Origin of the sequence: Aureibaculum marinum (genome assembly GCF_003813905.1) — a bacterium.
Classification (GTDB): Bacteria; Bacteroidota; Bacteroidia; order Flavobacteriales; family Flavobacteriaceae; genus Aureibaculum; species Aureibaculum marinum.
The window spans coordinates 37,062-57,744 of record NZ_RPFJ01000013.1; the positions used below are offsets into that span (position 1 = coordinate 37,062).

A 20,683-nucleotide genomic window follows, 5' to 3' on the forward strand; every position below is an offset into this window, starting at 1 on the left:
TTTACTTTACCAAAAACTTAAAAACTATTTTATTGTGGTAAGTTTCATTTGGGCTCAATAAAGCCGACGGAAACTCTGGTTGATTTACAGCATCTGGATATCCTTCTGCTTCAAAACAAATAGCTGAAAATTTAGTAAAACTAACATTATCTTTATAAGGCAATTCTGGCAATTGAACTGGTGTATAAATTACTAATGTTGGTTGATTTGTTATTACACTCATCTCTATACCTGTGTTAGGTGATGATAAAGAAACGCTATGTGTATTATTATTAGCACTGAGAATAAAAATATCATCCAATCCTTTAAAATTTCTTTTACCAATCTCTGATTTTATATTAAAATCATAGCTAGTATTCTTTGTCTCAATTAACTTTCCAGTAACCAATAATTTTTCATCCAATTCAACATATTTATCACTCTTTATTTCCAATTGATGATTTAAAATAGACCCTTCTCCATCTAAGTTAAAATAAGCATGATTTGTTAAATTAACAGGTGTAATTTTATCTGTAGTAGCACGATAATCAATTTTTAATTCATTACTATCTGTGAGCTCGTAAGTTACCGTAACTTTTAAGTTTCCAGGAAACCCTTCCTCTAAATCTTTACTCAAGTAAGATAATTTTACCAATGATTGACTAACCTTATCAATGTTCCAATACTTTTTATCAAACCCTTCTTTACCTCCATGTAAATGCACTCCGTTTTCACTATAAAGGTTAAATTGTTCTTCTCCAATTTTAAATTTTCCATTAGTTATTCTACCAGCCCATCTTCCTACAGTAGTACCTAAATACAAGCCTTTTTCAATATAATTATCTGAGACATACTCTTGCTCGTCTTTAAGTCCAACCACCACATTTACAAGGTTTTGATTTTTATCTGGTACCATTAAATTTAAAATTGTGGCTCCTAAATTTGAAATTTGTGTTTGCAGTCCGTTTGAATTTTTTAAAGTAACTACTTGAGGTGATACTGACATTTATTTCGACTTAAAATTTTGACATGTAAAGGTAAAAATAAAAATATGGATTACCGAATAAAAGCATTAAATAAACTCCTAAATAATTAAAATAATTACTTCATTAGTAGCATTAAAATATAATTCAAAAACAAAGCCACATGCCCTAGCAACTTTACACTTACTAACGTGATTAGTAAATAAATGAAGACCAAAATATTATAAAAAGTAGGTTCTTATAAAACAGCTTCTCTATTTATTTCACTATCTTTGTGAATAGCTTTAACCTCTTTATTATTCATGAATTCCATACCCAAATTTCCATATGTTTTATTCCCATTACTAGTACTTCTTATAAATGCTTGTGGAAATAAAAAGGAAGAATACCGTGATGTAACTGACAAAGAAAAACAGGAATTTGTGTTATCTACCAAGCAAATTCCTGATAATCATTTTTTAGGTAGTGAATCATGTGCTGAATGCCATAAAAATCAATTTGATGATTGGAAAGGTTCACATCATGACAAAGCCATGGAACTTGCAACAAGAGAAACTATACTGGCTCCATTTAAAGGTGAAACACTTAAAAGCCAAGGCGTTACATCAAAATTTTTTACTAAAAACAATGACTTTTTTGTAAATACAGAAGGACCTGACGGTAATTATTATGATTATAAGATTATTTATACTTTTGGAATAAATCCTTTACAACAATACTTGGTTAAATTTCCTGATGGAAGATATCAAGCATTAAGAACTGCTTGGGATAGTGAAAAGAACAAGTGGTTTGATTTATATCCTGATTTTAAAGTGGTGCATTCAGAATGGCTTCATTGGTCTAGAGGTGGATTAAACTGGAACAACATGTGTGCTGATTGTCATTCTACCAACGTAAGAGAAAATTATGATGAAAAAACAAAAAGTTATAGTACTGAGTACTCTATTATAAATGTAAGTTGTGAGGCTTGTCATGGCCCTGGAAAGGAGCATGTTGCTAAAGTAAAAGATTTAGGTGATGCTTATACTTCTAATGATGGTAATTTACAAATGACCTCATCAACAGATTCTCAATTATTAGTAGACCAATGTGCTAGATGTCATATGCGTAGAGAGCAATTCTCTGAAAACTTTAATTATGAAGGAACAATGCTTGACCATTACTTTCCTCAATTATTAGAATCTCCGATCTATTATGCTGATGGTCAAATTTTAGATGAAGATTATGTCTATGGTTCTTTTGTACAAAGTAAAATGTACCATAATGGTATTTCATGTAAAGATTGCCACAATTCTCATTCATTAGAATTAAAATTTGAAGGCAATAAACTTTGTATGCAATGTCATGTGCCTCAAAAATATAACGTTGAAGCACATCATAAACATAAAGAGATTGGAGAAGCTACCCAATGTATCAATTGCCATATGGTAGGAAGAATATATATGGGTAACGATTACAGACGCGATCATAGTTTTAGAATTCCAAGACCAGACCAAAGTATAAAATACGGTACTCCCAATGCATGTATTCAATGCCATACCGATAAAACTAATGAATGGGCATGGCAAAATTATAAAGAATTATATGGTGAACCAGACAGTATTCACTTTTCTGACTATTTAGCACCAGCGATAGCTGGAGAACCAAATGCTCATTTAGGTCTATTTAAGTTAGCTCAAGATGAAAAATTCCCAGATATTGCTAGAGCTTCGGCAATTTCAGCCATGCAAAATTACAATATACAAGACCATATTAACGAATTTATGGCCTTTTTAAATGATAAATCACCATTGGTTAGAGGAGCTACTGTTGATGTATTAAGTCAATCAAATTCAACAGATTTTATGTCTTATCTACTACCTCTATTAAAAGACGATAAAAGAACAGTAAGAGTAAAAGCATTTTTTGCCTTAGGTGATGTACCTGAAGCTAATATTCCAGAAAATTATTTAATAGCTTATAATAATGCAAAAAAAGAGTTTGAAAGTTATTTGAAAATTAATGCAGACTTTAGTGGCGGACAAGCAAAAAAAGCAGCATATTATCAGAAAAAGGGAGATTTACAAAAAGTAAAATCAGCTTATGAAAATGCTTTAAATATAGACTACAACAATAACATTGTACGTAGTAACTTGGCTAATGTATATTATAATTTAGGAGAAACCGATAAAGCAGAGCAGGCTTTTAGAGAAGTAATTAAACAAGAACCTGATTTTGGTTTAACCTATTACTCTTTAGGCTTATTGTTGGCAGAATTAAATAGAACAGAAGATGCCATTTCTGAAATGGAAAAAGCACATAAATTAATGCCAGATAACTTAAGAGTTATTTATAATTTAAGCCTCCTACATAAAAAAAATAAGAACTATAAAGCTGCTGAAAACATTTTAATTAAAGGGCTAAGTCGCTATCCTGAAAATGAAGAATTATTATATGCCTTAGCTTTTCATTATAAAGATTTAAATAAAAAAGATAAAGCCATAGCTATTGTAAATAAATTAATTATGCTTGCACCAAATAATTCAACTTATAAAACCCTTTTAAATAGTTTACAAGGTATTTAGTTTTGTTTCAGTTATGATTATTTAATAATTTGTTTACAAATTTAAACAGTAAAAAATAGTAATGAAAAAATTATTTTTTAGACTACCTCCGCTAGACCTACATGGCATAACCTATGCAGAAGTACAACAATTAGTAGAAGATTATGTATTAGAAAATCAAGCATATTTACCTCTTCAAATTATTACAGGAAATTCACCTGGTATGAAAAATAGAGTTACAAAATGTTTAAAAGAACATGGATTTAGTTATCAAATTGGTGATAAGTATAATAAAGGCTATATCGCAGTTTTAAAATAATTCGTTTTCTCAAAACTATCCACTTAAACAACTGACTAATAAATGGACAATAACCATAAACTACAAATAAATACACCTATTAATTGGGGTATAATTGGTTGTGGCAATGTCACTGAAGTTAAAAGTGGTCCGGCATTTAATTTAATTAAAAACTCAAAATTAACTGCCGTAATGAGGAGAGACGGTAATAAAGCAAAAGATTATGCTTTACGACATCAAGTCCCCTGTTGGTACAGTAATGCTGATGATTTACTAAACCATAATGATATCAATTCTATATATATAGCTACACCTCCATCTAGTCACCTTCAATACACATTAAAAGCTTTAAAAGCTAATAAAAATGTATATTTAGAAAAACCCATGGCACTAAATGCTACTGAGGTAGATAAAATTTGTTCAGCTTTAAAAACAAGTCAAGGAAAACTTACTGTGGCTCATTATAGAAGACGTTTACCAATGTTTATAAAAATAAAAGAATGGCTTCAACATAAAGAAATTGGAGAAGTTTTATTTGTTGATTTGAAGTTGTTTCAATCACGAAATAGTGAAATTATAACCAAATCAGAAGATAATTGGCGACTTAATAAATCTATCTCTGGAGGTGGATATTTTTATGACCTTGCACCACATCAACTAGATTTAATGTACTATTTTTTCGGTGACTATCAAAAATCAGAAGGATTTACCAACACACAAGATACTATTGTAAACGGTATTATTCAATTTAAAAATGGTATTCAATTTAGAGGTCTATGGGCTTTTAATGTTGATAAATTTTCTACTAAAGATGAATGTATAATTTATGGAAGCCTAGGAGAAATTAAATTTTCAACATTTGGAAATACCATTAAACTTACTAAAAATGGAAAAACAAAGACCTTTACTTTTAAACATCCTAAACACATACAACTACCCATGATTACAAGTACGGTTAACTATTTTTTAAACAATACCTCAAACCCTTGTTCAGCAGAAGAAGGATTAAAAGTAGCTACATTAATGGATTCATTTTCAAAAAAATAATATTTTATTTATTGAGCTGACCAACAATAATTTTACTACTGTAATTCTTATTATTTTTATTTATACTATAAATATATATCCCTGGAGCTAAAGATGGCCATCTTTCTGTGATGTTTATATCATGTTGTCCGGCTTCTAAATTTCCATCAAATAAAATACCTGTTTGTTGTCCAATAATATTATATAATGAAATTTTATATGAGCTTTCTTCATTATTATTAATTCTAACAAAAACTTGATTTTGATCATATACTGCGGTATGTTCAAATTTTTCACTAGTAGTACAATCGTAATACACCACTTTTCTATCACAATCAAAGCCCAAGTCTAATGGCTCAAAAGGTCTTGGCAAAGATTTGTTAATTATACCTTGATCTATACAAAGCCAATCTTGCATAACGGTACCATATACATTAATAAAATCTTGGGTATAATTAAGGTTCCCTCCTCTTGTTAAATTTGTTAAACTTGGATGTTCACCAACAAAACCACTTCCATTTAAAGCAGGACCAAAAAGTAACATTGGAGCAGCCGTTCCGTGATCGGTACCATTTGAACCATTTTGTTTTACACGACGTCCAAATTCCGACATCGTCATAGTTAAAACATCCTTATTTCTTCCACTAGGAACCAAATCTTCATACAATGCCTGAATAGATTCTGATATGTTAGTTAATAATTCTTGGTGCTTATCAGGTTGATTTGCATGTGTATCAAAACCATTAAGATTAACCATATATACCGAAGTATTCATTCCTGCTTGTATCGTTTTTGAAATTATAGCCAAAGAACGCCCTAAACTAGTATCAGGAAACTCAACACTATTAGTTTGTGTTTCTGCTGCTGCTTTTATAACACCAGAATATTTTAAAGTAGTATTTACTAAGCCCCTTACAAATTTTAATTGATCTCCTCTAGTACAATCAGGCACATCAGCTATATTATATAAACTCCCTTCTGATACAATTCTTTCTAATTGATTTGTATTTGCAATAGTAAAAGCAAAATTGCTTTCATTTCCTTTAAAAATTATATCTCCTACACCTCCAATTTGTACCGCAGGTGGTGCTTCAGGTAAATTCAATAGAAAATCTGGATAAATATTTTCAAAATAATTGCCATAAACTCCAGTTTCTACCAATTCGTCATCTGTACCTCTAGAAAAATTATCTGTACCTGTAAAATGTGATAAATTCATATTTTCATATCCTGTACCATGAACCACTTTCATAGAACCACATTCCCACATGGCTTCTAAAGAATCTTGTAAATAATTTGGCATGGCAAAATCATTAGATAAGCGATACAAATCTGTAAGCTCATGTTTTAATGTTGGTCTTGCTTTTGCATAACTATCATAATCGTAAATTGGGACAATAGTATTTAGTCCATCATTACCACCTTGTAATCTAATAATAAGTAAGACTCTTCCTGATTCTGCTTTAGATAAAGCTCTAGTTAAAGCAGTAGGTTGGCCGTACGCCATGGGTATTCCATTCATCATCAAAGTTGCCGCTGCTCCTCCCAACCCTAAGGTTTGAAGAAAAGACCGTCTGTCCCATTTTTTATGATCTTCTTTATTACACGATGGATGATTTTTATCTGTACACATAGTTATTATTTAATTTGATAATCTGGTAAGGATACTATATAAGCCATTAAATCGCGGACTTGCAATGCGGCTGTTTCAAAATCTAATGTCCATATATTTTGTTCAAAATAATTGGAAGGCACTCTACTTTTAAATACATCAACCCCAATATCAAAATCATCTTGAGTATACGGTATTTCATTCATCAGAGCCTCAAAAATAGCTGTTGAAATAACTTCTGGATTATTACTATTTCCTGAAATAGTAATGGCAAATTGTCTAAATTGTTCTTCATCTTGATCCCAAGCCCATTGCATTACATCTTCTGATAAATAAGCTGGCCTAAACATAATAGTTCCTGAATTTAACCAATCTCTATCACCCTCCCAACCAGCCACTGTGGGTGGATTTAAAATGTCTTGATCAAATATTCTTGACATATTTTTTATAGATTGTTTATTCAAATCATACGAACCAAAATTAAAACCTGTAGAGGTCATAAATTGAATGATAAAATCTAGTGGACTTTTTATAATTACATTTTTTGCATTTTTATCAAAAAAATGGGCACTTTTAAATAGTGTTTTTAAAATTGGTGCTATCTCAAAATTACTAGCTATAAATTGTGATGCTAACGGATTAATAATTAAAGCTCTTATACTTTCATCCACTTCTGGACTTACAAAATCTATATAAAGTCTTTCACAAATATATTTTGCAATTAAATCTGACTTTTGTTCAAATAAAATATTTATCACATCATCATATCCCCAATTGCCAGTTTGACCAAAAATAGTTTTGGGTTCTGCATCAAAATTTTCTTCTAAAAATTCAATTCTAGAATTTTCACCATTTGTTAACTCATTATAACCAGTTAAAGCTCTAGAGGTTTCTACAATATCATCTTCTGTATATCCATTTCCTTCTCCTAAAGTAAAAAGTTCGTATAATTCTCTCGCATAATTTTCATTAGGATGCCCTACTACATTATCAAATCCATTTAAAAATTTTAACATAGCTTCATCTAAACCTATTTCTCTAATAAAAGTTTTAAAATTTCCAAAGCTATGACGTTGCAATGCTAAAAAATATCTAAATGCATACCCTGCAAATCTATATTCACTTACTCTTGTTACTAAAATATTATGCCAGAAAAGAGTTAATCTACCTCGTATTCCATTATCCATTAATTCTTTTATAAAAACATATTGCGTTTCATTTACAAACTCATCATTTTCATCTTCGCCATATGTATATCCATTTGCAGCATAATCAGCTGGATCTAAAAGTGCCCAATCTGGTGGGGTTGTTGGAGGTAAACTTATAGCCGCATCTATAATTTCATCAACATAAGCGGAAGGACTTTTACTTAAAGCATTTTCTATTTGAGATGGTGCAATACCAAACCCCAAGCGATTATGTAAATGTCTAACATTTGCAGCATTCCAAGGATTCTCTGCATTAGGTACATAAGTTACTAAAGGAGAAATATTACAAGATAGTAAGTAATTAGTTTTCATTTATACACTTTTACATTTCAATTTTTAATACACTTCTTTTTCTCTTAGAAAATAATTTATAGAAACACTAAATGTGCTATTTTTCCAAGTATCATTAGGTGTATTCATTATATTAGTAAGTCCATGATAATAATTCAATCTTAGTTTTACTCGCTTTTTTACTAATAATCCTGCACCTATATTGCTTCCAAAACTCAAACGCTTTACATCAGCATCTTTACCTATATCTAAATAAATAGTTTCAGTATCATTTTTTGTAATGGCTCTATTATGATAGCCAATATTGAGTCCTGCATCTACAAAAAATTGAAAATTTCTTCGATTATAATTTAAGTAGTATCCTAAATTCAAAGGAACTTCAACAACATCAGTACCCCAATTTTCATTAGTTTTATAAACTCCTCTTCTACTAACAGCTTTAAATGATCTTCTATTAAAATTAACTCCTACACGAACAAAAATTCTATCATTTAATTCTCGCTCAGCCATATAACCAACAGAGAATCCTATTGCACTACTTGGTTCATTAGATCTATCAACAGCAAAAGTTGCATTAGTCATAGTAATACCTACATCTAAACCGTGATAAAACTGACTGTACGAATAAAAAGAAACAAAAAATAAGAGTAGAAAACTTCTTCTAAAAAGTAATTGAATATTTATAACTCCCCTAATTATTAGTTTCATATAGTACGTTTTATAATTCTTTGGGGAGATTATTTAGTTAACAACGTTTAAGATATTAATTTAGTATAATTTACAATAATTAATAAGTTGATTGTATATTTTATTAAATAATGAATATATTTTTAGACTTTTGCCAAATAACAAACCCGTTATATCTTCTTAATTATTAAAAACAAGTAAACCTTATGGATTCTTTAACACAAATTGTACTAGGGGCCGCTGTAGGCGAAGCTGTATTAGGTAAAAAAATTGGTAATAAAGCAATGCTCTATGGAGCTATAGCGGGTACCATACCTGATTTAGATATTATTTCTAATTATTTTGTTGATACCGTTTCTGCTTTAAAATTTCATAGAGGTTTTACACATTCTTTAGTGTTTTCTATAATTTTTTCGCCTATTTTGGCATGGATAGTTACTCGCTATGAAAAATATAAGAATATAAAACAATGGTCTTGGTTTTTTTTCTGGGTATTTATAACACATCCTATTTTAGATGCACATACCACTTGGGGCACTCAATTATTCTGGCCTTTAGATATCCGATTGGCTTTTAAAACTATATTTGTTATTGACCCATTATATACCCTACCCTTTCTTGTTTTTGTAATTATGGCTATGCTACAACATCGTAGCTCAAATAAAAGACAATTATATAATAGAATTGGATTAATAATTAGCTCTTGTTACCTCCTACTAACTTTTGTTTTTAAATTTATTGCCTATAAGCAATTTGAGAATGCACTTGAAAATCAAAAGATTGAATATACCAAAATACAAACAAGACCCAGTCCTTTTAATACCATTTTGTGGAGTGCCAACATAGAAACAAAAGATAGTTTTTTAATTGCTCATTATTCTTTTTTTGACAGCAAACCAATATCGTTTCAACCTTATCCTAAAAATCACCACTTGCTTGGGGACTTAATTAACAATAAAAAAATTAAAAAAATGATTGGTATTTCTAAAGGTTGGTACACAATTACAAAAATAGATAACCAACTTTATTATAACGATTTACGTTTTGGATTACTGAGTTTAACACCTGAAGCTCAAAATTTTGTTTTTCAATATAAAATCAATACCAATGCTACTGGTTCTATTACCTTTGAAGAAGTTGCTAAAGATGCACTGGATGGAAAAAAATTAATTTCAGAATTATGGCAACGGATAAAAGGAAATTAAAATTTACAACCTAAAATAATAGTCTTATCTTTAATTAAATGTATCAGAAACAATAATTAAAGATAAGACTTAAAACAAGTGGCTTAATTTTAACTACATGTACCCGTTACAGGGTTACAGGTGTCTCCATTGTTAATTACTTCAATAGGTGCTACTTGGGCAAATGCTTCTAAAAATACTTCTGGAGGTTGAGCTCCACTAATTCCATATTTATCATTTATAATAAAAAATGGAACACCAGAAACACCACGCTGTTGGTAATGACCAATTTCTTGTTTTACAGCATAAGCAATAGTATCATCTTCAAGTATTCGTTTAGTTTTTTCAGCATCCCAATTGTATTCTGCCATTATTTTAGTAAGTACATTTACATCATTTAAATGTAAATTCTCATCAAAATATGCTTTAAAAAAGCGTTCCTTTAAACTATCTTTAAATCCTTCTTCACCTGCTACGTGTAATAGTTGATGTAATGGTAAGGTATTTACTGCCAACCATTGGTCGCCAAAATTAAAGTTAATACCTTCTGCCTTACCAGCTTCAGTTATGCGACTTAAAGATTCTGTTAAATCTACATTGCCAAATTTATTTGTTAAATACGTTTTACGATCTAAACCCTCTGCTGGCGTAGTTGGATCTAATTGAAAAGGATGCCAAGTAATTTCTATTGGAGCTCCTTTCCATTGTTTAATAGCTTTTTCTATTCTATGTTTACCAATATAACACCAAGGGCATGCCACATCAGATACAATAGCTACTTTTATAGTTTCTTTTTGCATTTATTTTATTTGTTTTATGAGCCAATTTTAGTCGACAATGCTACCAAAAACTTACAATATATCAGGCTAAATAGTTAATAAATTGGTTTTGTTATTCTTAAAAAGAATTAGTCTACATTTTTAAGTTGAATATATTTTTTAATTTTTTGTTTACTCACTTTAGCATTCAGCTTTATTTTTTGATAGCTCCCATGTTGTATGGTGTAAGGAAATGCCCTATTTTCTATAATATAATCTAACACATTTTCTTTATCTGTTGCACTAAGTGACCTTTTCTTTTTTTCTTTACCATCACTCACTAAGTTTTCTCCGTTAAAAGTAAATGTAGCTTTTTCAAATTGTTTTATCTCTTTACTAGAAACATTATAGGCGATAATAAAACTATTAAAGTTGTTTAATGTTTCTGCTTCTAACAGTTCATTTAATACCAATTTACTATCGGTTGCATTTTTAATACCAATGTTTAGATTAGACAATTTGTTAACATGTATTTTAAACGTTTCTTTACTTCTACTTGAGTTTTCTTGTACTTGTTGCGTAATATCTTCTAGAGTATACCACTGTTTATTCAACTGAACTAATGGTTTTTGATGTGCATTATAATTATAATATGTTATTTGAATAGTATCTTTTAGGCTCTTATCGTTTTTGCCATATATTACAAAATCTTGTTTATGTTCTAAAGGGACTTGAAGTTTTAAAATACCGTTTTTTAAATGATACGCTCCGTAAGTAACTAAATCTAAACTCCCCACACTAAGTGAGAAAAAAAATTGATGAGTGTCTAAAAACACAATAGAACTTGCCATTTCAAAACCTCCCATATTATAAATACCTTCTACCGTATCAGAACCTTTAGAAAAAGCTTCCATACGCTGTTGTTCTATACTATCTATTACTACATTTTCTCTTACTCGCTCTCCATTTTTATACAATTTATATTCATCATTAAATAAAATTTCACCATCAAAAGGTTTGTCGTCTTTATAAATAGCTTCTGCAAGTACTTCACCATCATAATCAAAAACCTTATATTCTCCTTCTTTTATTCCTTGCTTGGCGTGGTAATACCCAATTGTTAAATCTCTAGCTACATTATAAAATTTTTGCTTGCCTTCTTCTTTTCCATCTTTTAAATTTATAATAATTGGTGTTTTAGACCAATCAGTAAATGGCCTAGCTTCAACAAAAGTTCCATTTTGCTTATTGCCATTGCTATAAAAACCTTCTGCTATTTTTTTTTCTTTATTATATACAATTTCTTTTCCTATTTTAAGGCCATTTTCATAGTTAGTAATATAAGTAAGATAATTTTTTGTGGTCTCAAAAGTACCTTCATATGATAAATTGTCTTTATAAATACCTGTATACATCACTTTTCCGTTTACATCATATTTAGTATAAGAACCATTAAAATTTCCGTGTTCAATTTCAGTAATTGATTTTATTCCTTTTACATAACCACAACTATTTCCTTTAAAAAAATCAATAGCTTTACCTTCAACAATCCTTTCTTCTACTACTTTATTAATTTGTAATATTTGCCCCTTTAAATTGTAATAGGTTTCAGTAGACAAGTTGTAACATCCTTTATCAGAACAAACACGTTCATATGCCAGTATGTTGGTGTCTTGGTAATATAGCTTCTCACCTACTTTTTTTCCGTTTTTATATTCGACAAAACAATTACTTATACCTTCTTCTGGATAACCATTTTTATATTTTAATGAGCTTACTAATTTTCCTTCTGGGCTATAAAATTTAGACAATTGTAGTTGCCCATCAATATATTGATATTCACTTTTTACAGCTCCATTTTTATAATAGGTAATTTCTGCTCCATTTTGTTTCTTATTTTTATAATGCATTTCCGTTTTTTTATTACCATTTGCATAATACCAAACTACTTTTCCATCATAATAAGTACCTGAACCCAAGGAGGTTACTTCTGTAGTATCATTTAGTATTTGCCATGCTTTAAATTGTAAAGTTCCATCACTATAATAGTCTTTAATTAATACTTTATTACCCTCTTGTTCTAATGGCATTGGCCTGTAAAAACTAGCATTTGATTTTGTGGTTTCATTCCATTGATCATCATAATAAATTGTATCATTTTGGGCATTTAATACACTAAAATACAGCGTTAGTGTTAAAAAAATACCTATGGTAAATTGTTTTTGTTGCATAATTTTATTTTAAGATTTTCTACCTCGATTTAACAATTTGATAGAATGATACAAAGCTAGTGTTTTGATTGCTTGAAAAAACACTGGAAAAAGGGGGATTAATTATGGACTATTAAATTTTTATTTAAAACAAAAATATACCTGTAATTAAAACTGAGTTTACTATAAAACAGTACCATTTGATTGCTGACAAAAATGTTATACGAACTTAAGTGTTTACAATTGACCACCAACGCCCTTAAATTTCTCTACAAAAGCTGCTATTTTTTGAAAAACACTTTGTTTTTTGGTTAAGTATTGTGGATTTAACGGACTCATTTTAGGTAAAATTAAAGGTAAAAGAATTTTTGATAAATTTGGTTTTAACACACCAAAAACCTAAATTATATGATTGGGAAAACCTAAAATAGGTCAATTATTAAATGGTTATAAAATGACATCTTCCTTACAGGCACTTTTAGATAATATTATTAATATAGATATAAAATAGGGCTATTATTTTGATAAAGATTTATATTTTTAACATTTTAAAATACAATTTCAAACCAAATGTCAGAAGAACAAAAAAAACTACTTGAAAAACAATTATGGGCTATTGCCAACCTATTACGTGGCAAAATGGATGCAGACGATTACAGAAACTACATCTTAGGCTTTATATTCTTTAAATACCTTTCAGAGAAGTTGCATTTATACGCCAATAAAATATTAGCACCAGACAATTTAACCTATGAGCAATTGGATGAAAATTCAGATAATGGAAAGTTGTATATTCAAGCCGTAAAAAAAGCCTGTGTAAAAGAATTAGGGTATTTTTTAAAACCAAGTGAGTTATTTACCTCTATTGCTCAAAAAGGGAACAATCTATCAGAAATTGAAACCAATGATAATGACGAAGCAAAGCAATTCTTTATTATTGAAGATTTAGAGCGTATTCTTACCAATATTGAGCAAAGTACAATGGGTACAGAATCTGAAGATGATTTTGTAAAACTATTTGAAGATTTAGATTTAACTTCTGGTAAGTTAGGTAGAACCGTTAAAGCCCAAAATGAAACCATTGCAAAAATTATAACCCATTTAGATGCAATTGATTTCAGATTAGAAGATACTGAAAGCGATTTATTGGGTGATGCTTATGAATATTTAATTGGAGAATTTGCATCAAGAGCAGGTAAAAAAGCTGGGGAATTTTATACGCCTCAAGAAGTATCTACCATATTAGCTAAAATTGTTACTACTCGTAAAAAGCGTTTAAAATCAGTATATGACCCGACGTGTGGGAGTGGGTCCTTGTTATTACGTGTAGCTAAAGAAGTTGATGATGTAGGAATGTTTTACGGTCAAGAATTAAACCGAACAACGTACAATTTAGCACGTATGAATATGATACTTCACGATGTAAATTATCGTGAGTTTGATATTAAACAAGGAGATACGTTGGAAGAACCACAACATATCGATATAGACCTAAAAGCAGAAGCTATTGTAGCAAACCCTCCATTTTCTGCCAAATGGAGTGCGAAAGGTATTTTTAGTACAGATGATAGGTTTAGTCAGTATGGTAAATTAGCACCCAAAACAAAAGCAGATTTTGCATTTGTACAGCATATGATTCATCATTTAGATGAAAATGGTATAATGGCAACCGTATTACCTCACGGTGTATTATTTAGAGGTTCTTCAGAAGCACATATAAGACGGTATTTAATTGAAGATAGAAACTACATTGATGCTGTTATTGGTTTACCTGCAAATATCTTTTTTGGTACAGGCATACCAACCTGTATTTTAGTAATAAAAAAATGTAGAGAAGTTAATGAAGATGTATTATTTATAGATGCAAGTAACGAGTTTGAAAAACAAGGTAAAGACAACAAGCTACTACCAGAGCACATTAATAAAATTGTAGATACATATACTAACAGAGCGGTAATAGATAAATACAGCCACAGAGCAACATTACAAGAAATTGCAGATAACGACTACAACCTAAACATACCACGTTATGTAGATACTTTTGAAGAAGAAGCACCTATTGATATTAATGCAGTTGCCTCAGCAATACAAGCCTTAGATATAGAAATTGCCGAAACCGATAAACGTATTGCTTCCTATTGTAAAGAGTTAAATATTAAAACACCATTCTAAAACGTCATTGCGAGAGAAACGAAGCAATCTGTAGCTTATGAATACAAAACAAAATAATTTAATACCACAATTAAGATTTCCAGAGTTTCAGGGTGAATGGAAAATAAAAAAGATTGAAAATATCTTATCCATTGGAAGTGGTAAAGACTATAAACACTTAAAAGATGGTGAAATACCTGTTTATGGTACAGGTGGATATATGACAAGTGTAAACGAATTTCTTTATGATGGTGAAAGTGTTTGTATTGGTAGAAAAGGTACAATTGACAATCCTATATTTTTAAATGAGAAATTTTGGACAGTTGATACCTTGTTTTATACACACTCATTTAAACAAGTTTTACCAAGATTTGTGTATTCATTATTTCAAAATATAAATTGGTATAAACATAATGAAGCTTCTGGTGTTCCCAGTTTATCAAAAAAGACAATTGAAAAAATTAATATTAACCTTCCAACCCTTCCAGAGCAAAAAAAAATAGCATCATTCCTTACAGATGTAGATGATAAAATTACCAAATTAACCAAAAAGAAAGACCTTTTAGAGCAATACAAAAAAGGTATAATGCAAAAAATCTTTAGTCTAGAGTTACGATTTAAAGATGATAATGGTAATGAGTTTCCTAAATGGGAAAAAACGGTGTTGGGTAAAATCTCAAATATAACAACAGGTAGTTCAAATAGACAAGATTCGGGTTTGAATGGTGAATTTACATTTTTTGACCGCTCTGAAGATATAAGAACAAGTAGTAGGTATTTATTTGAAGGTGAAGCTGTAATTGTAGCTGGTGAAGGTTCTGATTTTGTACCAAAATACTATGTTGGAAAATTCGACTTACATCAGAGAACATATGCCATAATGGAGTTTAAAGAGTCTATTAGTAAATTTATTTATTTCTATATTCATTTTCATAGAAGATATTTTTTAAGTCAGGCAGTTGGTTCAACAGTTAAATCTTTAAGGCTTCCAATGTTTCAAAAAATGCCTATTAAACTACCTGTTAAAGAAGAACAAACCAAAATAGCCAATTTCTTATCAGATATAGATATAAAGATTGAAGCTTTAAATACCCAAATAGAAAATAGTAAAGCCTTTAAAAAAGGGTTGTTACAACAAATGTTTGTATAAAAAATGTTAAATTAGTTAATAAAATTGTTAATAAGTAAACCTACAGGTTGATTATATGAAAATAGTTGATATATTTGCAGAGAAATTAAGTTCCGTTGCTTATAAAAAAGAAGGCAGTGAAGAATATGATGATTGCGAATATGATAGATTGCTAAATTTATGGACAGATGTTAGTTATTTATATCAGTATGCCAAAGACAATGGGGTAAAAAATATTGACAAGTTTGTAAAAGCAAGACTTAAAGATGCCGAAACAATAGAGGATTTTCTCGATGAACTTATAGAAGACGATATACCATTAGATAAATATTTTCATCAATTAGATAATAATGAAACAGGTTTTAAATTACTATCATTACGTAAAGGTAAAACCTCAATGAAAGATAGTTTAAGACTATATGCAATAAAAATAGACGATGATTGTTTTTTAATAACAGGTGGTGCTATTAAAATGAGCCTTAAAAACAAAGACCACAAAGACACCAGAGAAGAAATGAAAAAGATTGCAAAAGTTAAATCTTTCTTACAAGATAATGGCGTAGTAGATAAAGAATCTTTTTACGAATTTAGAACAGAACTTTAAAACGATGACAAATAAAGAAAAATTTAAAAGCTTAATTTCTAACGAAAAAACCAATACGGTTACAAGGAATAAAGAGCGTATTAAAAATAGAGCACGTTTAAGAGAATCGCAAGATATTGCTCTTAAAGTTTTAAATAAATTAGATGATTTAGGATGGTCTCAACGCAAGTTAGCAGAAAAGCTAAATGTAAGCCCCCAACAGGTTTCTAAAATTGTTAAAGGTAAAGAGAATCTAACTTTAGAAACACAAGTAAAACTACAACAAGTTCTAGATATTCCTATTCTAGCAAGTTATTATGAGAAAAAGTTTCAAGCTTTTTCTTTTGAGGATATGTTAAATTTTGATTTTAATGTACCTACTTATAAACCTGAAGTTTCTTCAGGTGTACCCTTTTTTAAAGAAGAATTTAATAAAGGCTTAAGCCTTGAGCCTATTATGGTAGTTGTAGATGAGTCTAATTATCAAATGGCATCGTAATGAAAGAAGGAAGTGTAGGGTTTGCATTAGTAGGTATTAAAACCGAACAATTTGCAACATTTGAAGATAATTATAAAGATAAGGCTAAAACCAATTTAAATACAGGTTTAGAGTTTAAGTTTAACAAAGATGAAAAGCTAATAGCTGTTGTCGTAACTATTATTTTTGAGCAAAATAAAAAAGCATTTTTAAAACTTCAAGTTAGTTGTCATTTTAGAATATCAGATGAATCGTTTAAGAATTATTGTAATGATTCCGTTATTACCTTACCTCAAGGTTTTATGACTCATTTAACGATGATTACGGTAAGCTCTGTCAGAGGTGTGCTTCACGCTAAAACAGAAGGTACTATTTTTAATAAATATTTGTTACCCACATTAGATGTGACCAAAATGATTAAAGAAGATGTTGAGTTTTCACTTGGTAATTGAATTGTGTAAAAACAATTCAACTATTTTGCTTATCAAATAATACCATTAAATGACAACACAACCTGAACAAGTATTAGAAAATAATTTAATAAGCCAATTAGTTGGTTTAGGTCATAAATCAGTTGTTATAAAAACAGAAAATGATTTATTAAGTAATCTTAAATCACAATTAGAAGAGCATAATAAAACAACCTTTACAGATTCAGAGTTTGAAAGAATAGTTATTCATTTGTCTAAAGGTAACATTTTCGATAAAGCCAAAACCTTACGAGATAAATATGTATTGCAAAAAGACAATGGAGATAAAGCATATATAGAGTTTATAAATCAAGATTTCTGGTGTCAAAATCAATTCCAAGTAACCAGTCAAATCACAATTAACGGCAAACGAGAAAACCGTTACGATGTTACAATTCTAATCAATGGTTTGCCTTTAGTACAAATAGAATTAAAGCGTAGAGGTATAGAGCTAAAAGAAGCCTTTAATCAAATACAACGCTATCAAAAGGAATCGTTTGCATCTAACAATGCACTATTTAATTATGTACAAATCTTTGTAATTAGTAATGGTGTAGATACCAAGTATTATGCAAACAGTCAAAAGCAAAGTTTTAAGTTTACATCGTTCTGGAGTGATGAAAAGAATAAAAAAATAACGCAATTAAAGCCTTTTGCTAATATCTTTTTAGAGCCTTGTCATATTGCTAAAATGATAACCAAGTATACTGTTTTACACGAAAGTGATAAAAAGCTAATGATACTTAGACCTTATCAATATTATGCAGTAGAATCTATTATTGAAAGAGTTAAAAATTCTGATAAAAACGGTTATATATGGCATACTACAGGTTCAGGTAAAACGCTAACGTCATTTAAGGCAAGTCAGATATTAACAAACAATCCTAAAATTAAAAAAGTAGTATTTGTAGTTGATAGACAAGATTTAGACGACCAAACTGTTAGAGAATTTCAAGCATTTGACAAAGAGAGTATTGATGGTACTGAAAACACCAAAATGCTTATCAATCAATTTTTAGATAATAACAGACCTTTATTAGTTACAACAATTCAAAAACTAAATAGTGCTATTTCAAAAGCAAAGTTTAGAAAACAGATTGAAGCTTTAAAAGATGAAAAAGTAGTTTTTATATTCGATGAATGTCATCGTTCTCAATTTGGAGATACACACAAACGTATTGTAAACTTCTTTACCAATCATCAATTATTTGGCTTTACCGGTACGCCAATATTTGTAAAAAATGCCATTAGTAAAAAGAGTATCAAACAAACAACTGCAAACCTATTTCACGACTGCCTTCATAAGTATGTTATTACCGATGCTATTAGAGATGAAAATGTTTTAAAATTCTCAATTGAGTATTATAATGTCTTTAAACAAAAAGAAGATATTGATGATACTAAAGTAGAAGATATTGATAAACAGGAAGTATATGAAAGTGATGATTATATTAACACTATTTGTGACTACATAATAGCAAATCACAATCGTAAAACGCATCACAGAACGTTTACCGCAATGTTTTGTGTAAGTAGTGTAGATATTCTAATAAAATATTATGAACTGTTTAAATCCAAAAAAGAAGCTGGTGAACATAACTTAACTATAGCAACAATTTTTTCATATGCTCCTAATCCAGAAGATACTTCGGCAAATGGTGAAATACCAGAAGAAGATTTTCAAATGGCCGCTGAACAATCAGCAAGCTATAACATAATGCCACATAAAGATAAATTAGATTTATATATCGAAGATTACAACCATCAATTTGGGACTAAACATTCCGCTAAAGACGGTAATACATTTCTCAACTATAAAAAGGATATTTCAAAACGTGTTAAGAATAAACAGATTGATATATTATTAGTAGTTAATATGTTTCTTACAGGTTTTGATAGTAAGTCCTTAAATACGCTATATGTAGATAAAAATTTAAACTATCACGGTTTAATACAAGCCTATTCTCGTACAAATAGAATATTAAACGAAAAGAAATCACAAGGTAATATTTTAGCATTCCGTAATCTAAAACAAAATACAGATGATGCTATTGCTTTGTTTTCAGATAAAAATGCTCAAGAAACCATTATAATAGCACCTTATGAAGAGCAAGTAAAGAAATTCAATGAAGCTTATAAGGTATTAATGGATATTGCACCAACAGTAGATAGTGTAAATGATTTGGTTACTGAAGAAGACGAATTAGAATTTGCAAAAGCCTTCAGAGAAATAATGCGTCTTAAAAATATACTATCATCATTTATTGAATTTAGTTTTGATGATACCTATATGAAAGAACAAGAGTTTGCAGATTACACAAGCAAATATTTAGACCTTTACGATAAGATAAAAACAAATAATCAGAAAGAATCAGTATCTATCTTAGATGAAATTGATTTTGAATTAGAGTTAATACATCGTGATGAAATCAATGTAGCTTATATAATGAAGCTTTTAGCACAATTAAAAGATGCGAAACCAAAAGACCAAGCAAAACAGAAAAAACAAATCATCGATTTAATTGCTGGAGAATCTGAATTAAGAAGTAAACGAGTATTAATAGAAAAGTTTATTCAAAATAATTTACCTAAAATAAACAATAGTGAAGCTATTGAAGATGAATTTAAAAACTATTGGCAAGTAGAAACCAAAAAGGCTTTACAAGATTTAAGTAAAGCGGAAGCGTTAAAACAAGATAAAGTAGAAGACATCATAAACGATTTTCTTTTCACAGGTAGAATGGCAAGCGAAGATGAGGTAATAGAAGCATTAGAAAAACAACCTAGTGTCCTGCAAAGGGAATCAATAAGCACCAGAATAACAGAAAAAATAAAAGACTTTGTAAAAACTTTTATTAATGGTGTAGAATAACGTCTAAATGAGGTGATTCTGTCAACTCAAAAGAAATACGCAAAACCTTTATAATTAAATATTCACAAAAAAATTACTCCCTGGCGGTCGTGATCCCTTGATTGATTATCCAATACAATCATAAAAACCACAACATACTATCGTATGTTTAGTTTTTTGTTTTTCAAAAACTTACAAAAGCAAGCTTTTGACGTTTTTGAAAAACAAAAAACCCACAACTT

Annotated in this window: 16 protein-coding genes; 10 read left to right on the forward strand and 6 right to left on the reverse strand. The window is 29.6% G+C overall.

Going from position 1 to position 20,683, the window contains the following annotated elements; all coding sequences use genetic code 11:
- Position 1 precedes the first annotated feature (1 nt).
- Positions 2 to 985, reverse strand: coding sequence for an aldose epimerase family protein (locus tag EGM88_RS10695; RefSeq protein WP_123898285.1), 984 nt, complete (start codon positions 983 to 985; stop codon positions 2 to 4).
- 279 nt (positions 986 to 1,264) lie between these two features.
- Between EGM88_RS10695 and EGM88_RS10700 the strand changes: the two genes are divergently transcribed.
- The 3 genes from EGM88_RS10700 (at position 1,265) to EGM88_RS10710 (ending at position 4,850) form a co-directional block, all read left to right on the forward strand.
- Positions 1,265 to 3,526: a tetratricopeptide repeat protein gene (locus tag EGM88_RS10700; RefSeq protein WP_123898286.1), complete on the forward strand. Its 2,262-nt coding sequence runs from the start codon at positions 1,265 to 1,267 to the stop codon at positions 3,524 to 3,526.
- Positions 3,527 to 3,587: 61 nt separating this feature from the next.
- Positions 3,588 to 3,824 (forward strand): Smr/MutS family protein, encoded by a 237-nt coding sequence (locus tag EGM88_RS10705; RefSeq protein ID WP_123898287.1) that lies wholly within the window; start codon positions 3,588 to 3,590, stop codon positions 3,822 to 3,824.
- Positions 3,825 to 3,866: 42 nt separating this feature from the next.
- A complete protein-coding gene (locus EGM88_RS10710; RefSeq protein ID WP_123898288.1) occupies positions 3,867 to 4,850 on the forward strand; it encodes a Gfo/Idh/MocA family protein in 984 nt (327 codons plus the stop codon).
- Positions 4,851 to 4,854: 4 nt separating this feature from the next.
- Here the strand turns inward: EGM88_RS10710 and EGM88_RS10715 are convergent, their stop codons facing one another.
- Genes EGM88_RS10715 through EGM88_RS10725 form a run of 3 tightly spaced genes read right to left on the reverse strand, consistent with a single transcriptional unit; the run spans position 4,855 to position 8,648 of the window.
- Positions 4,855 to 6,462, reverse strand: a complete 1,608-nt coding sequence (locus EGM88_RS10715; RefSeq protein ID WP_123898289.1) for a DUF1501 domain-containing protein — start codon at positions 6,460 to 6,462, stop codon at positions 4,855 to 4,857.
- Positions 6,463 to 6,467: 5 nt separating this feature from the next.
- A complete protein-coding gene (locus EGM88_RS10720) occupies positions 6,468 to 7,961 on the reverse strand; it encodes a DUF1800 domain-containing protein (RefSeq protein ID WP_123898290.1) in 1,494 nt (497 codons plus the stop codon).
- Positions 7,962 to 7,985: 24 nt separating this feature from the next.
- Positions 7,986 to 8,648 (reverse strand): porin family protein, encoded by a 663-nt coding sequence (locus tag EGM88_RS10725; RefSeq protein WP_123898291.1) that lies wholly within the window; start codon positions 8,646 to 8,648, stop codon positions 7,986 to 7,988.
- Between the two features lie 185 nt (positions 8,649 to 8,833).
- Here EGM88_RS10725 and EGM88_RS10730 point away from each other — a divergent pair, with 185 nt between their 5' ends.
- Positions 8,834 to 9,832 (forward strand): metal-dependent hydrolase, encoded by a 999-nt coding sequence (locus tag EGM88_RS10730; RefSeq protein ID WP_123898292.1) that lies wholly within the window; start codon positions 8,834 to 8,836, stop codon positions 9,830 to 9,832.
- An 89-nt stretch (positions 9,833 to 9,921) separates the two neighbouring features.
- Here the strand turns inward: EGM88_RS10730 and EGM88_RS10735 are convergent, their stop codons facing one another.
- Both EGM88_RS10735 and EGM88_RS10740 read right to left on the reverse strand, forming a co-directional pair.
- Positions 9,922 to 10,611, reverse strand: coding sequence for a DsbA family oxidoreductase (locus EGM88_RS10735; protein ID WP_123898293.1), 690 nt, complete (start codon positions 10,609 to 10,611; stop codon positions 9,922 to 9,924).
- A gap of 107 nt (positions 10,612 to 10,718) precedes the next feature.
- Positions 10,719 to 12,800, reverse strand: a complete 2,082-nt coding sequence (locus EGM88_RS10740; RefSeq protein ID WP_123898294.1) for a toxin-antitoxin system YwqK family antitoxin — start codon at positions 12,798 to 12,800, stop codon at positions 10,719 to 10,721.
- 549 nt (positions 12,801 to 13,349) lie between these two features.
- Between EGM88_RS10740 and EGM88_RS10745 the strand changes: the two genes are divergently transcribed.
- From EGM88_RS10745 to EGM88_RS10770, 6 genes are read left to right on the forward strand one after another with little or no spacing between them, the layout of a single operon-like run.
- On the forward strand, positions 13,350 to 14,951 hold the full coding sequence (locus EGM88_RS10745; RefSeq protein ID WP_123898295.1) for a type I restriction-modification system subunit M: 1,602 nt from the start codon (positions 13,350 to 13,352) through the stop codon (positions 14,949 to 14,951).
- A gap of 37 nt (positions 14,952 to 14,988) precedes the next feature.
- Positions 14,989 to 16,080: a restriction endonuclease subunit S gene (locus EGM88_RS10750; RefSeq protein ID WP_123898296.1), complete on the forward strand. Its 1,092-nt coding sequence runs from the start codon at positions 14,989 to 14,991 to the stop codon at positions 16,078 to 16,080.
- A gap of 55 nt (positions 16,081 to 16,135) precedes the next feature.
- Positions 16,136 to 16,663 (forward strand): hypothetical protein, encoded by a 528-nt coding sequence (locus EGM88_RS10755; RefSeq protein ID WP_123898297.1) that lies wholly within the window; start codon positions 16,136 to 16,138, stop codon positions 16,661 to 16,663.
- A gap of 4 nt (positions 16,664 to 16,667) precedes the next feature.
- Complete coding sequence (locus EGM88_RS10760) at positions 16,668 to 17,141, forward strand: helix-turn-helix transcriptional regulator (protein WP_123898298.1); 474 nt, start codon at positions 16,668 to 16,670, stop codon at positions 17,139 to 17,141.
- Entirely contained in the window at positions 17,141 to 17,572 is a 432-nt protein-coding gene (locus tag EGM88_RS10765; RefSeq protein WP_123898299.1) for a hypothetical protein, read from the forward strand. Before EGM88_RS10760 ends, EGM88_RS10765 begins: the two co-directional genes overlap by 1 nt.
- A 49-nt stretch (positions 17,573 to 17,621) precedes the next feature.
- A complete protein-coding gene (locus tag EGM88_RS10770) occupies positions 17,622 to 20,462 on the forward strand; it encodes a type I restriction endonuclease subunit R (protein ID WP_123898300.1) in 2,841 nt (946 codons plus the stop codon).
- The last annotated feature ends 221 nt before the right edge of the window (positions 20,463 to 20,683 follow it).

Bases quoted from the DNA above. Each gene is read 5' to 3' on its own strand.
- EGM88_RS10710 (WP_123898288.1), top strand. From the start codon at position 3,867: ATGGACAATAACCATAAACTACAAATAAATACACCTATTAATTGGGGT.
- EGM88_RS10760 (WP_123898298.1), top strand. From the start codon at position 16,668: ATGACAAATAAAGAAAAATTTAAAAGCTTAATTTCTAACGAAAAAACC.
- EGM88_RS10770 (WP_123898300.1), top strand. From the start codon at position 17,622: ATGACAACACAACCTGAACAAGTATTAGAAAATAATTTAATAAGCCAA.
- EGM88_RS10750 (WP_123898296.1), top strand. From the start codon at position 14,989: ATGAATACAAAACAAAATAATTTAATACCACAATTAAGATTTCCAGAG.
- EGM88_RS10730 (WP_123898292.1), top strand. From the start codon at position 8,834: ATGGATTCTTTAACACAAATTGTACTAGGGGCCGCTGTAGGCGAAGCT.
- EGM88_RS10725 (WP_123898291.1), bottom strand. From the start codon at position 8,648: ATGAAACTAATAATTAGGGGAGTTATAAATATTCAATTACTTTTTAGA.
- EGM88_RS10740 (WP_123898294.1), bottom strand. From the start codon at position 12,800: ATGCAACAAAAACAATTTACCATAGGTATTTTTTTAACACTAACGCTG.
- EGM88_RS10745 (WP_123898295.1), top strand. From the start codon at position 13,350: ATGTCAGAAGAACAAAAAAAACTACTTGAAAAACAATTATGGGCTATT.
- EGM88_RS10715 (WP_123898289.1), bottom strand. From the start codon at position 6,462: ATGTGTACAGATAAAAATCATCCATCGTGTAATAAAGAAGATCATAAA.
- EGM88_RS10755 (WP_123898297.1), top strand. From the start codon at position 16,136: ATGAAAATAGTTGATATATTTGCAGAGAAATTAAGTTCCGTTGCTTAT.
- EGM88_RS10720 (WP_123898290.1), bottom strand. From the start codon at position 7,961: ATGAAAACTAATTACTTACTATCTTGTAATATTTCTCCTTTAGTAACT.
- EGM88_RS10765 (WP_123898299.1), top strand. From the start codon at position 17,141: ATGAAAGAAGGAAGTGTAGGGTTTGCATTAGTAGGTATTAAAACCGAA.
- EGM88_RS10700 (WP_123898286.1), top strand. From the start codon at position 1,265: ATGAATTCCATACCCAAATTTCCATATGTTTTATTCCCATTACTAGTA.
- EGM88_RS10735 (WP_123898293.1), bottom strand. From the start codon at position 10,611: ATGCAAAAAGAAACTATAAAAGTAGCTATTGTATCTGATGTGGCATGC.
- EGM88_RS10695 (WP_123898285.1), bottom strand. From the start codon at position 985: ATGTCAGTATCACCTCAAGTAGTTACTTTAAAAAATTCAAACGGACTG.
- EGM88_RS10705 (WP_123898287.1), top strand. From the start codon at position 3,588: ATGAAAAAATTATTTTTTAGACTACCTCCGCTAGACCTACATGGCATA.